The sequence below is a fragment of the Labrys sedimenti genome (assembly GCF_034424805.1).
In the GTDB taxonomy this organism is placed as follows: domain Bacteria; phylum Pseudomonadota; class Alphaproteobacteria; order Rhizobiales; family Labraceae; genus Labrys; species Labrys sedimenti.
Genome location: NZ_JAXOUF010000006.1, coordinates 55,577 through 66,716, shown reverse-complemented (window position 1 = coordinate 66,716; position 11,140 = coordinate 55,577). Strand labels below are relative to the sequence as shown.

Here is an 11,140-nt window from a genome sequence, read left to right as displayed (position 1 = left end):
CGGCAAAGGGGGAGGCCATGTCCGGCGCGTCAAGCCGGGAGATACTGGTCAAACCGGTAAAGCCCGTCCCGTCCTGACGGCAATAGCGGAACTCCACAGCGTCCCTATTGCGGCCATCCCAAGAAAAACCGGCGCGATCCTCCGGATGAGCAAGATCGGCAAGGGTCATGCCGACATGGTCGGCCGCCTGGTAACCGGTGAGGCGACAAAAGGCCGGATTAGCATGGCAAAACCGGCCATCATGGCCAATCAGGGCCATGGCGAAGCCGGCTTGCTCGACGACACGGCGAAGCAATGCCACATCGCCCGGAAGAACGACCGCATCAAGGCGATCGGAGCCCAGCCCGGCGTCTATCTTCATCTGGCGGATCTCACCTGCGCGAGCGAAATCATCAGCATTCAAATTGCGGCAATGGTACTGAGAAGCTGCGCCATTGCCAAATGCCGTCACAAGAATTCATGTCGTTTTCAGCAGTGTTTTGCACTCGACACGACCCGCCTGCCAGGAATATTCGGGAAGCACCGGACTTGCCCACGGTTCTTCTTCCCGGGCCATCGGGCAGGGCTGAGGCACCGTTAGGGCAAGCGCTCCCCGCGCGAGGCGACGAGTACAGCGTACCACTCCTCCCGGTTCCAGCGCGGCTGATAGGCCTGGGGAATCTCGCGGATGCGATCGAGGTTCTGGGTGCCAACGATTGGAATGGTCCGCACCGGATGCGCCATCAGCCAACTCAAGGCCACCGCAGTGCGTGAGACACCCGCCTGCTCGGCCTTGGCGTCGAACAGGCTCACAACCGCCCGCGCCCGCTCGTCCTGCGGCTGCGCCAGCCGCCCGCCGGCCAAGGGCGACCAGGCAAGCACCGCCATGTCATTCATGATCGCCTGGTCCAGAACTCCGTCGTGGAGCGGATCGAGCTTGAGGGCCGAGAATTCGGGCTGATGACTGACGATGGGCAAATCGAGGCAGGCGGCCAGGCCCTGCGTCTGCGCGACGGTGTAGTTGGAGACGCCAATGGCGGCGATCTTGCCGGCCCGGTGCGCATCTTCGAGAACCCTGGCGATCTCGCTGGGATGGGTGAGGATATCGGGCCGGTGGATCTGCCAAAGATCGATGCGATCGACCTGCATCCGCTTCAACGACGCGTCGATGGCCGAGGAGAGATAGGCGGAAGAGGAATTATAGGGCGTGCCGAAGACGATGCCACCCTTGGTCGCCAGCACCATGCGCCGGCGCAATCCGGGGCTGACCGCCAGCACGCGGCCGAGCTGGCTTTCGGCGACGCCGAAACCGCCAAGGTCGGACGGACCATAGATGTCGGCGGTATCGAACAGCGTGACGCCGGCTTCGAGCGCGGTTTCCACCAGCTTCTCGGCCGAGGCGAGGTCCTCTCCCCCGAAGCGCCACATGCCCCAGGCCACCGAACTTACCGACATGCCGCTGCGGCCAAGGGGACGGATGGGTTCGGGTACCGGCAGGTCGCTCATCTCGGGATCTCGCAGTGACGATGCGTCACTTCTATCAAGCGGAGGTCGCGATGGACATCCCCTCCTCCCAATAAGGCGGATCACCGAAGCTGCGCTTCAAATGTTCGGCGAGCACCCGCAGCTTGACGGAAGGCCGCCGTCCTTCGGGATGGGCGAGGAAGATGAATTCCGGCTCCGGCCGAATGCCGATATCGATGACTTTCAACCTGCCGGCGCGGATCTCGGGTCCGACGATGAAAGTGGGCAGGAGCCCGATGCCGAGGCCGGCAAGCGCGGCATCACGGATCACGTCGCCATTGTTGACTCGCAAGGCCACCTTGGCCCGCACGATTTCGACGCCATCAGGCCCGAGGAAACGCCAATCGGCAGCCCCCCGGTTCGAATAGAACAGTCCTTTATGCCGATCGAGCTCGCCGATGGAACGCGGCATACCTTCGTGGTTCAGATAGTCCGCCGACGCCACCAGGTAACGCTGGCTCGGGGCGAGACGCCAGACCATCAGCCGCGTATCCGCAATGGTACCGTGCCGGATGACGCCGTCATGGGCACCGGAGGCGACGTCGACGCGGCGATCATCGAGATCCAGGATGAGCTCGACCTGGGGATGCGCCGCCAGGAACGGGAACAGAGCCGGGCCGAGATGCAGGCGCCCGAAGGTGATCGGCGCGGCAATCCGCATCGGGCCGGCCAGGGTGCCGCGCCGTTCGGCCAGATCGGCAGCCGCCTCTTCCACCTCGCGCACGATCCGTCTGGCGCGCTCCAGAAAAGCAGCTCCATCCTCCGTCACCGACAAACGCCGTGTGGTACGATGGAGCAATATCGTACCGACACTCCGCTCCAATTCTCCCAGGCGTTCGCTGACCACCGATTTCGACAGGCGCAGGCTGCGGGCCGCCTCGCTGATCGATCCGGCCTCTGCAACCGCAACGAAGCTTGCGATCCCGTCTAGTTTCATCGTTCGGAAATTCCGGAAGATAGAGCCAACATATGCAGGATACTCCGAACAGAATGATTGCGCCATATTCGCTCCATTCAAAGCATCTCCCATGAACGAGGAACTGCAATCATGAACAGACTCTCAGGCAAGCGTGCGCTCATTACCGGCGGCACCACCGGCATAGGCCTGGAAACCGCCCGCCAATTCCTGGCGGAAGGCGCCCGCGTCGCGGTGACCGGCACCAATCCCCAGACGCTGGAGGCCGCCCGCAAGGAACTGGGCGAAAACGCCCTGGTCATCCAGTCGGATGCCGCCGACGCCGCCGGCCAGAAAAGGCTCGCCGAGACCATCGCCGAGGCCTTCGGCGGGCTCGACATCCTCTTCGTCAATGCCGGCATCGCCCAGCTCAAGCCGCTGGTGGACTGGAGCGAGGCCGCCTTCGACAAGCTCTTCGACATCAATGTGAAGGGCCCTTATTTCCTGATCCAGGCCCTGCTGCCGATCCTGGCAAATCCGGCCTCGATCGTGCTCAACACCTCGGTCAACGCCCATATCGGCATGCCGAATTCCAGTGTCTACGCCGCGTCGAAAGCCGCGTTGCAGTCGCTGATCCGCACCCTGTCGGGCGAATTGATAGGCCGGGGCATCCGTCTGAACGCCGTCAGCCCCGGCCCGATCGCCACGCCGCTCTACGGCAAGCTCGGCTTTGCGGAACAGGACCTGAAGAACGTCGCCGACACCATTAAGGGCCTGGTGCCCGCCGGCCGCTTCGGCGAGGCCAGCGAGATCGCCAAGGCCGTGGTGTTCCTGGCCTCCGACGAAGCGGCCTATACGGTCGGCAGCGAACTCATGATCGATGGCGGCATGGGCACGCTCTGAGCACCGGCGGCGATCCTATTCTTCCCGCCCGAGGCTCGCCGCCTCGTCTTCCGACAAGGCCGGGGGCTGAACGCCCCCGGCTTCGATGGAGACCGGCCTTCCGGAGCGCGCCGCCTCCAGGATGCCCTCCATGATCTCGAGCACATGCAGCGCGAGCTCGCCTGAAGCCCGAGGCCGCCGCCCTTCCTTGAGGCTGCGAGCGAGATCGGCCACTCCGAGCATGCGATAATTCGCTCGGTCGGGCGCGGCGTAGGGCCAGTTCAGGCCGCCATAGGTCATGGCGGCCGTATCGATGGTCTGCCAGGCCTCGCCCTTGCGGCTGAGGGCAAGAGTGCCGCCGAACGTGTCCGGGTCGGGCAGGCTGAGCGAGCCCTCACTGCCATGCAGTTCGATCGGCTGGTTGGAATGGCGGAAGACATCCCAGCTCATGCCGACATTGACGAGAGCGCCGCCGGCGAATTCGACCAGGGCCATTAGGGTGGTGGGCGTACCCACGGCGAAACTCGTGCCCTGGTTGGGGCCGGGCGCGGTAATCAGCCGCTCCGCTTGTCCGGTCGTGGCCATCGCCGCGACCTGACGCGCCGGTCCCAGCAGATTGACCAGCATGGTCAGGTAATAGGGTCCCATGTCGAGGACGGGACCGCCGCCTGGCTGATAGTAGAACTGCGGGTTGGGATGCCAATGCTCCATGCCTCGCGTCATCATGAAAGCCGTGCCGGCGGTCGGGCGGCCGATTGCCCCTTCCGCCATCAGCCGGCGGGCTGTTCGTCCCGCGGCGCCGAGGAAGGTATCGGGGGCGGAACCGATCGCCAGCTTGCGCCGGCTAGCCTCCTCGACCAGCTTGCGGCCCTCAGCCGCCGTGACGGCAAGCGGCTTTTCGGTAAAGACGTGCTTGCCGGCGGCAAGAGCTGCCATCGACACGTCGAAATGAACGGCCGGAATGGTCAGGTTGAGGACGAGGTCGACTTCGTCGTCGCCAAGCAGTTCCTCCACGCCGAGAGCCCGAATGCCGTATTCTTCGGCTCTGACCTTGGCGGCTTCCGTTGAGATATCGGCACAAGCCCGCAATTCGACGCCGGGGAAAAGCGCGGCGTTGCGCAAATAGGTCATCGAGATGTTGCCGCATCCGATCACGCCGATGCCGAGTTTACCCATGCGTCTCCTCCACCAGCCGTTCCAGCTAGCTTGCTCATTTTTGCATTAATTTAGAAAGTAAACACGAGAAGCTTCCCGTTTGAATGAAATTTTTTGAACGAAAATGACAATTTGTCCTTGACAGTCGCCAGCCCCAGGCCAAGCATGATTGAAAAATCAGGGTGGTCAGTCACCCACGCAGGGAGGAACTGTGATGTCGGACGTTCCCACACGCTCGACCCCGGCTGCCGGGGCCTCGCAATCCGGATCGGCGGCGCCAAGCCGGCGCAGCTTCCTGCAGGGAGCGGGCCTTGCCGCAGGTGCCCTGGCACTCGGCCTGCCCAAGCGCGCCCGCGCCGCGGACCGCACCGAGATCACCTTCGCCAGCGCCAAGTTCTTCGGCAAGCAGACCATGGCACAGGTGGTGGACGCCTATAACCAGTCCCAGGGCAAGATCCACGTCACCTATGTCGAGCTGCCGCCGCCCAGTTCCTCCACCGAGGTGCACACGGCCCTGGTGCAGCAGCTCGCCCGCCGCACTGGCACGCCCGACGTCTTCACCCAGGACGTGGTCTGGATCGCCGAATTCGCCGGCGCCGGCTGGGCCCTGCCGCTCGACGAATATTTCAATGCTTCAGTGCAGAGCCAGTTCTTCCCCGGCCTAGTGGCCGCCTGCACCTACAACAACAAGCTCACCGCTCTACCCTGGTATGTCGATTCAGGCATGCTGTTCTATCGCAAGGATCTCCTTGAGGGCATCGGCGCCAAGCCGCCCGAAACCTGGGATGAGCTCACCGCGGCCGCCCAGGAGATCCAGAAATCCGGCAAGGCCGATTTCGGCTATCTCTGGCAGGGCAAGCAGGCCGAGGTACTGGTCTGTGATCTCGTGGAAGCCATCGCTTCCAATGGCGGCTCGATCCTGGCTGCCGACGGCAAGTCGTCGGCGCTCAGCGACGACAAGGCGGTGGCGGCGGTCCAATTCCTCTACGACACCATCAACAAGACCAAGATCAGTCCCTCGGACGTGCTGAGCTGGGACGAGGAACCCTCGCGCCAGCCCTTCACGGCCGGCCGCGCGCCCTTCCTGCGCAACTGGTCCTATGTCTACGCCATCGCCCAGGACAAGGCCGCCTCCTCGGTGGTCGACAAGGTCGGGGTGGTGCCGCTGCCGCATTTCGCCGGCGGCAAGAGCGCGGCCTGCCTCGGCGGCTATCAATATGGCGTCAACGCCAACACCAAGAACCGGGAAGCGGCGATCGAGTTCCTGACCTGGATGTCCTCGCCGGCCACCCAGCTCCAGTTCGCTCTGCAGCTCGGCATCGCCCCGACCCGCCCCGAAGTGTTCGAGGATGCCCAGCTCGGCAAGGAGCAGCCTTTCATGAAGCAGCTCAAATCGGTGTTCACCGGCGCGACGCCGCGCCCGGTCACCCCGAAATATGCCCAGGTCACCCTTGCCATCCAGTCCGGCGTGTCGAAGGCCCTGGTCAGCGGCAACATCAAGGCCGAGCTCGAGGCCGCCAGCGCCAAGATCAATGCGATCGTCGCGGGATGACGCAATGAGCTTGCAAGCCTCCGCGGCCAGCCCGCCCCTCGGGGCTGGCCTGCGGTCCTTGGACCTGGCGCCCTGGCTCCTGATCCTGCCGCTGCTGATCTCGCTCGGCTCGGTCTCGGTCTATCCCATCGTCAACGGGGTCTGGCTGTCACTGACCAACACCTCGCTGGTCACCCAGGAAGACGCTTTCGTCGGCCTGGCCAATTACCGCATGCTGCTGGGCGACGACGCCTTCTGGAACGCCTGGGGGCATACCGTGCTGTTCACGGCGGTGTCGACGGCGCTCGAAACCGTGCTGGGGCTCGGCATGGCCCTGCTGCTCTACGAGCCCTTCGTCGGCCGTTCGCTGGTGCGCGCCGCCATGCTGGTGCCCTGGGCCATGCCCACCGTGGTCACCTCCAAGATGTTCGGCTGGCTGTTCGACGGGCAGCACGGGCTGATCAACTACCTCCTCAAATCCGTCGGGCTGATCGACGGCAACGTCAACTGGTATGGTTCCGTCGACCACGCCCTCAACACCATCATCATCGCCGACGTCTGGAAGACGACGCCCTTCATGGCCCTGCTGCTGCTGGCCGGCCTGCAGACAGTGCCGCGCTCACTGACCGAGGCTGCCAAGATGGACGGGGCCTCGGCCTGGCGTATCTTCTGGCATGTACGCCTGCCTTTGCTGCTGCCGACGTTGCTGATCGCAGGCATGTTCCGGGCCCTCGATGCCTTTCGTATCTTCGACCTCGTCTATGTCCTCACCGGCGGCGGCCCGGCCGACTCCACCGAAACCCTGTCGACCCTGAGCTACAAGGTGCTCTTCTCCACCCTGCAGTTCGGCTATGGCTCGGCGCTGTCCACGGCGATGTTCATCACCGAGACACTGATCGCCATCGGCTTCGGCATCTTCATCGTGGCGCGTCTGAGGAGGCAGGGATGAACGCTCGCGAGATCCTGCGCCTCGTCGTCGTCTATACCGGCGCGACCCTGCTCCTGGTCTGGTCGGCCGGGCCGTTCCTGTGGCAGTTCTCCACCTCGCTGCAGCTCGACAAGGCGCTGACCGATCCCGTGCCGAGCTTCTGGCCTTCGCCGGCCACTCTCGAACACTATGCCAATGTCTTCTTCGTCAAGAAATTCCAGCTCTATGTGCTGAACTCGGTGATCGTGGCGGGGCTCACCACCCTGTTGTGCCTCGCCATCGGGGCGCTCGCCGCCTTTTCTCTGTCGCGGCTGGAGATCAAGGGGCGCTTCGGCATCCTCGGAGTGGTGCTGTCGGTCTCGATGTTCCCACAGATCGCCATCGTCGGCCCGCTCTATCTCACGGCCTCCAATTACGGCTTCCTAGACACCTATAGCGGCCTCGTCATCGTCTACCTGGCGCTCGGCCTGCCGCTGGTGACCTGGGTGCTGTTCGGCTATTTCGACACACTGCCGCGCGAGATCGACGAGGCCGCGCGCATGGACGGCGTCGGGGTCATCGGCCTGTTCCTGCGCATCATCCTGCCGATGTCCCTGCCCGGCCTCGTCACCACCGGCCTGCTCGCCTTCATCGCGGCCTGGAACGAATTCATGTTCGCCCTCGCCTTCACCTCGACCATCGAGCACCAGACGATCCCCGTCGGCATCGCCAATTTCACCAACCTCTATTACGTGCCCTGGGGCGACGTGGCCGCCGCCTCCGTGGTGGTCACCGTGCCGCTGATCGCGCTGGTGCTGTTCTTCCAGCGCCACATCATCGAGGGCCTGACACAAGGCGCCGTCAAGGAATGACATCATGAGCGAGACTGCCAAGCTGAAGGCCGGCTGCCAGACCTTCACCTGGGAAATGCTCGGCAAGGCCTGGAGCGGCAATGCCGACGACCTGCTCGCCGCCATCGCGGCGGCAGGCTATGCCGGCATCGAGATCACCGACACCATGATCCCGCCCTATGCCGACCGCCCGCGGGACTTTGCCAGGGCGTTGGAAGCCCATGGCCTGACGCTGGTCGCCTTCGCCTGCGGCAGCTCTTCCGGCTTCACCGAAGCCGGCGCCGTCGAGGCCGACCTCGCCATGGTCGACCGCGCCTTGCGCTTCACCGCGCATTTCCCCGGCGCCATCCTGTCGCTGGGCAGCGCCACGATCATGAGCCCCGGCCCCCTCGACGACAAATTCGCCGTCGCCGGGCGCTTCTACAATTCAGCCGGCGAACTCGGCCGCGTCGTCGGCGTCGATGTCGCCGTGCATCCGAGCTCGCATCACGACACCCTCTTGAGCTCGCGGGCCGACTATGACCGCATCATGGCCCTGCTCGATCCTGCCCTGGTCGGCTGGGTACCCGACACCGGCCATATCCTTCGCGGCGGCCAGGATATCCTCGACACGTTGCGTACCTATCAGGACCGCATCCGCTATCTGCATCTGAAGGATGTCGATGCCGAGGGCCATTGGCGCATGCTGGGACAGGGCATCTGCGACCTCAGGAGCGTGGTCGACATCGTTGCATCAGGGCCGAACTTCAATGGCTGGCTGGTGCTGGAGGAAGAATCCGACATCGCGGCCGCCGATCCCGCCGCCGCCGTCAGGGCCAATCGCGAAACGCTGCACCGCGCCGGCATCTGAGCTGCACGCCGGCAGCACGAAACCCGCAAAGGAGAACGCCGAGATGGCCACCGTCAATCTCAAGGGATTGCGCAAATCCTATGGCGCCGTCGAGGTCATCAAGGGCGTCGATCTCGAGGTCGAGGATCGCGAATTCGTGGTCTTCGTCGGCCCCTCCGGCTGCGGCAAGTCGACCCTGCTGCGCATGATCGCGGGGCTGGAGAAGATCACCGGCGGCGACCTCCTCATCGACGGGCGGCTTTCCAACGATGTCGCGCCGGCCAAGCGCGGCCTCGCCATGGTATTCCAGAGCTATGCGCTCTATCCGCACATGACCATCGCCGACAATATGGGCTTTGCCCTGCGCATCGAGGGCGTGCCGAAGGCCGAGCGTACCGCCAAGGTACAGGCTGCAGCCGAAACCCTCCAGCTCGGTCCCCTGCTGCAGCGCCGGCCCAAGGAGCTCTCCGGCGGCCAGCGCCAGCGCGTCGCCATCGGCCGCGCCATCGTGCGCAACCCCAAGGTCTTCCTGTTCGACGAGCCTCTGTCCAATCTCGACGCGGCGCTGCGGGTGCAGATGCGCATCGAGCTGATGCGCCTGCACGAACAGCTCCAGGCCACGATGATCTACGTCACCCACGACCAGGTCGAAGCCATGACCATGGCGGACAAGATCGTGGTGCTCAATGGCGGGAAGATCGAGCAGATCGGCGCGCCACTCGAGCTCTACAATCACCCCCGAAACCTGTTCGTGGCCGGCTTCATCGGTTCGCCGCGTATGAATACGCTTCCGGCCCGGATCGTCGCAATCGATGCAGGAGGCCTCAGCCTGTCCCTGCCAGGCGGCAAACGTATCACCCTGCCCGTTGCGGCCGGTGGCCTCAAGGTCGGTTCCGAAGTCACTTTCGGCATACGCCCCGAACACATCACGCTCCTGAACGGGGCTGATGACGCAGGCGACGCCATCGCCGGCACGACCAGCATCGTCGAGCATCTGGGCGGGCTGACCGTGTTTCATACGGCCATCGCGGAGGGGCAGATATTGGTGGTGCAAACCGACGGCAAGAACCCGGTACGAGCCCATAGCGAGGTCAATTTGCGGATCGATCGCGATTCAGCCCACGTCTTCGGGCCGGACGGCACGGCCTTGCCCTATCTGGCCGCAAATGCCGCCTGAAATGTCCCGGTCACAAAGGCGCAAAAGACCGCTGCGGACGGTGTAAAACGTCCGCGTCCTCTCCCTACGTCCTGCCCTGTCGCTCAGCCATGCAGCGAGTGGCTGCCACGCAATTCGGTAAGCGGCGCCGCCGTTATGGCGGGGCGTAGGTGCTGCACCATATGGAAGGCCATGCGCCCGGCGCCGATCAGTTCGTAATAACGCAGCATCGCATCCGCCGCCCGAGGCGCATGTCCCTCGAGATTGGCCCGGTGCTGTCCATCCTTGGGCACCACCTTGAAATCGCCATTGGCCGCCATCAGGCGGCGGGCACAAAGGCCTTCGATGATCGGACGGGTCTCTTCCGTCCATACATACCAGCCATAGTCATCGGCCTGCGTGCGCAGGAATTCCAACTCCTCGACCGAGAAGACGGCGGCACGGCTTTCTTTCATGGCTCCACCCTATCGTTTCTGGCCCCGCTCGATTGAACGCGGCGAGGCACATATGGTTCCGTCAAGGCAGTGCAAAAACTATAGCGCGCATTCGCGTCATAACCTAGGTATAGAAATCGATTCATCTTTTAAATTTTATTCATTTACCTGGATTTCATCGCGTAAAAATTGAGCAAACAAGTCATAATTCGGGCAGAGTTGCATAAATCCGTCATATGGGCATTTTCTGGGCCGGTAGGTCAGCATCAAATTTTGCAGTCTTGAGTCGTCGTCATCCAACGTACAAATCCGCACATCACCGCCGGGTCAGCACGCAAAAAGGCGAGTAATGACCTGACCTTGCCGTTCCCGGACGCGGGTCTTGGCCGGCATGATGACGAGAGTGCCATTCAAACCGGAAAAGCTCTCATGCGCCGCCTTTCAATCGCCTTCGTCACGACCGCTCTGCTCGCGGGTTCGGCTACGGCCGAGACCTTCAAGGACTGGCAGGCGAGCTGCGATACCGGCCGCCAATGCCAGGCCATCGGCCTGGCCGCAGGCGACCCGGACGCAAGGGGCTATGTCAGCATTCGCCGCCACGTCTCGGCACCGATGGAGGTTCGCTTCGCGGTGACCGATCCGACCGGCGCCCTTGCCGGCCAGCCCCATGTCCTTCTGGCGGATGGCAAGCCCATCGGGCCCCTCGCAGGCCCAATCACCTTCTCGGCTCCCGAAGAAGAAGGCGGGCTGGTCGAGGCTACCCTCGTCATCGATGCAAGATCATCTCTGACCCAGACCCTGCAGGATCACCATTCCTTGCAATTGCAAGCCCTGGACGGAAGCCTCGCGGTGAATGTCTCGCTTGCCGGCGCCGCTGCCGCCTGGTTCTACATGGACGAACGGCTCGGAAGGGATGCCCCTCCCGCCGAGCCTGCGATATGAACGGTGGATCGCGGGAGGGGGAACCTTGCGCCCGCCTCTACGCACGTATACTCCT

The 11,140-nt window shown here is 63.7% G+C and carries 11 protein-coding genes and 1 pseudogene; 7 read left to right on the top strand and 5 right to left on the bottom strand.

The genetic code is table 11. The annotated features are described in order from the left end of the window. Window positions 1–67: 67 nt before the first annotated feature. The 3 genes and pseudogenes from U1R88_RS35695 to U1R88_RS19030 all read right to left on the bottom strand — a co-directional run. Window positions 68–259 (bottom strand): annotated as a pseudogene (locus tag U1R88_RS35695) (PAS domain S-box protein); the annotation flags it as partial. Between the two features lie 317 nt (window positions 260–576). Next, window positions 577–1,485: an aldo/keto reductase gene (locus tag U1R88_RS19035; protein WP_322432667.1), complete on the bottom strand. Its 909-nt coding sequence runs from the start codon at window positions 1,483–1,485 to the stop codon at window positions 577–579. Between the two features lie 34 nt (window positions 1,486–1,519). After that, window positions 1,520–2,440: a LysR family transcriptional regulator gene (locus U1R88_RS19030; RefSeq protein ID WP_322432666.1), complete on the bottom strand. Its 921-nt coding sequence runs from the start codon at window positions 2,438–2,440 to the stop codon at window positions 1,520–1,522. Between the two features lie 111 nt (window positions 2,441–2,551). On the opposite strand from U1R88_RS19030, the gene U1R88_RS19025 reads away from it, so the two are divergent. Further along, on the top strand, window positions 2,552–3,301 hold the full coding sequence (locus U1R88_RS19025; protein ID WP_322432665.1) for an SDR family oxidoreductase: 750 nt from the start codon (window positions 2,552–2,554) through the stop codon (window positions 3,299–3,301). A gap of 15 nt (window positions 3,302–3,316) precedes the next feature. Here U1R88_RS19025 and U1R88_RS19020 read toward each other — a convergent pair whose 3' ends face one another. Then, window positions 3,317–4,456, bottom strand: a complete 1,140-nt coding sequence (locus tag U1R88_RS19020; protein ID WP_322432663.1) for a Gfo/Idh/MocA family protein — start codon at window positions 4,454–4,456, stop codon at window positions 3,317–3,319. A 193-nt stretch (window positions 4,457–4,649) separates the two neighbouring features. On the opposite strand from U1R88_RS19020, the gene U1R88_RS19015 reads away from it, so the two are divergent. Genes U1R88_RS19015 through U1R88_RS18995 form a run of 5 tightly spaced genes read left to right on the top strand, consistent with a single transcriptional unit; the run spans window position 4,650 to window position 9,730 of the window. Next, window positions 4,650–5,987: an ABC transporter substrate-binding protein gene (locus U1R88_RS19015; RefSeq protein ID WP_322432662.1), complete on the top strand. Its 1,338-nt coding sequence runs from the start codon at window positions 4,650–4,652 to the stop codon at window positions 5,985–5,987. Window positions 5,988–5,991: 4 nt separating this feature from the next. Then, complete coding sequence (locus U1R88_RS19010; RefSeq protein ID WP_322432661.1) at window positions 5,992–6,915, top strand: carbohydrate ABC transporter permease; 924 nt, start codon at window positions 5,992–5,994, stop codon at window positions 6,913–6,915. After that, window positions 6,912–7,745 (top strand): carbohydrate ABC transporter permease, encoded by an 834-nt coding sequence (locus U1R88_RS19005; RefSeq protein WP_322432660.1) that lies wholly within the window; start codon window positions 6,912–6,914, stop codon window positions 7,743–7,745. The genes U1R88_RS19010 and U1R88_RS19005 overlap by 4 nt, the downstream gene beginning before the upstream one ends. 4 nt (window positions 7,746–7,749) lie before the next feature. Continuing rightward, the gene (locus U1R88_RS19000) at window positions 7,750–8,574 is read left to right on the top strand and encodes a sugar phosphate isomerase/epimerase family protein (RefSeq protein ID WP_322432659.1); all 825 of its coding nucleotides are present in this window, start codon (window positions 7,750–7,752) and stop codon (window positions 8,572–8,574) included. A 43-nt stretch (window positions 8,575–8,617) separates the two neighbouring features. Further along, window positions 8,618–9,730, top strand: coding sequence for an ABC transporter ATP-binding protein (locus tag U1R88_RS18995; RefSeq protein WP_322432658.1), 1,113 nt, complete (start codon window positions 8,618–8,620; stop codon window positions 9,728–9,730). 83 nt (window positions 9,731–9,813) lie between these two features. Here the strand turns inward: U1R88_RS18995 and U1R88_RS18990 are convergent, their stop codons facing one another. Further along, a complete protein-coding gene (locus U1R88_RS18990) occupies window positions 9,814–10,164 on the bottom strand; it encodes a hypothetical protein (protein ID WP_322432657.1) in 351 nt (116 codons plus the stop codon). A gap of 408 nt (window positions 10,165–10,572) precedes the next feature. Here U1R88_RS18990 and U1R88_RS18985 point away from each other — a divergent pair, with 408 nt between their 5' ends. Further along, on the top strand, window positions 10,573–11,085 hold the full coding sequence (locus U1R88_RS18985) for a DUF1176 domain-containing protein (RefSeq protein WP_322432656.1): 513 nt from the start codon (window positions 10,573–10,575) through the stop codon (window positions 11,083–11,085). The last annotated feature ends 55 nt before the right edge of the window (window positions 11,086–11,140 follow it).

Coding starts and splice junctions, on each gene's coding strand:
- U1R88_RS19035 (WP_322432667.1), bottom strand. CDS start 1,485: ATGAGCGACCTGCCGGTACCCGAACCCATCCGTCCCCTTGGCCGCAGC.
- U1R88_RS19030 (WP_322432666.1), bottom strand. CDS start 2,440: ATGAAACTAGACGGGATCGCAAGCTTCGTTGCGGTTGCAGAGGCCGGA.
- U1R88_RS19025 (WP_322432665.1), top strand. CDS start 2,552: ATGAACAGACTCTCAGGCAAGCGTGCGCTCATTACCGGCGGCACCACC.
- U1R88_RS19020 (WP_322432663.1), bottom strand. CDS start 4,456: ATGGGTAAACTCGGCATCGGCGTGATCGGATGCGGCAACATCTCGATG.
- U1R88_RS19015 (WP_322432662.1), top strand. CDS start 4,650: ATGTCGGACGTTCCCACACGCTCGACCCCGGCTGCCGGGGCCTCGCAA.
- U1R88_RS19010 (WP_322432661.1), top strand. CDS start 5,992: ATGAGCTTGCAAGCCTCCGCGGCCAGCCCGCCCCTCGGGGCTGGCCTG.
- U1R88_RS19005 (WP_322432660.1), top strand. CDS start 6,912: ATGAACGCTCGCGAGATCCTGCGCCTCGTCGTCGTCTATACCGGCGCG.
- U1R88_RS19000 (WP_322432659.1), top strand. CDS start 7,750: ATGAGCGAGACTGCCAAGCTGAAGGCCGGCTGCCAGACCTTCACCTGG.
- U1R88_RS18995 (WP_322432658.1), top strand. CDS start 8,618: ATGGCCACCGTCAATCTCAAGGGATTGCGCAAATCCTATGGCGCCGTC.
- U1R88_RS18990 (WP_322432657.1), bottom strand. CDS start 10,164: ATGAAAGAAAGCCGTGCCGCCGTCTTCTCGGTCGAGGAGTTGGAATTC.
- U1R88_RS18985 (WP_322432656.1), top strand. CDS start 10,573: ATGCGCCGCCTTTCAATCGCCTTCGTCACGACCGCTCTGCTCGCGGGT.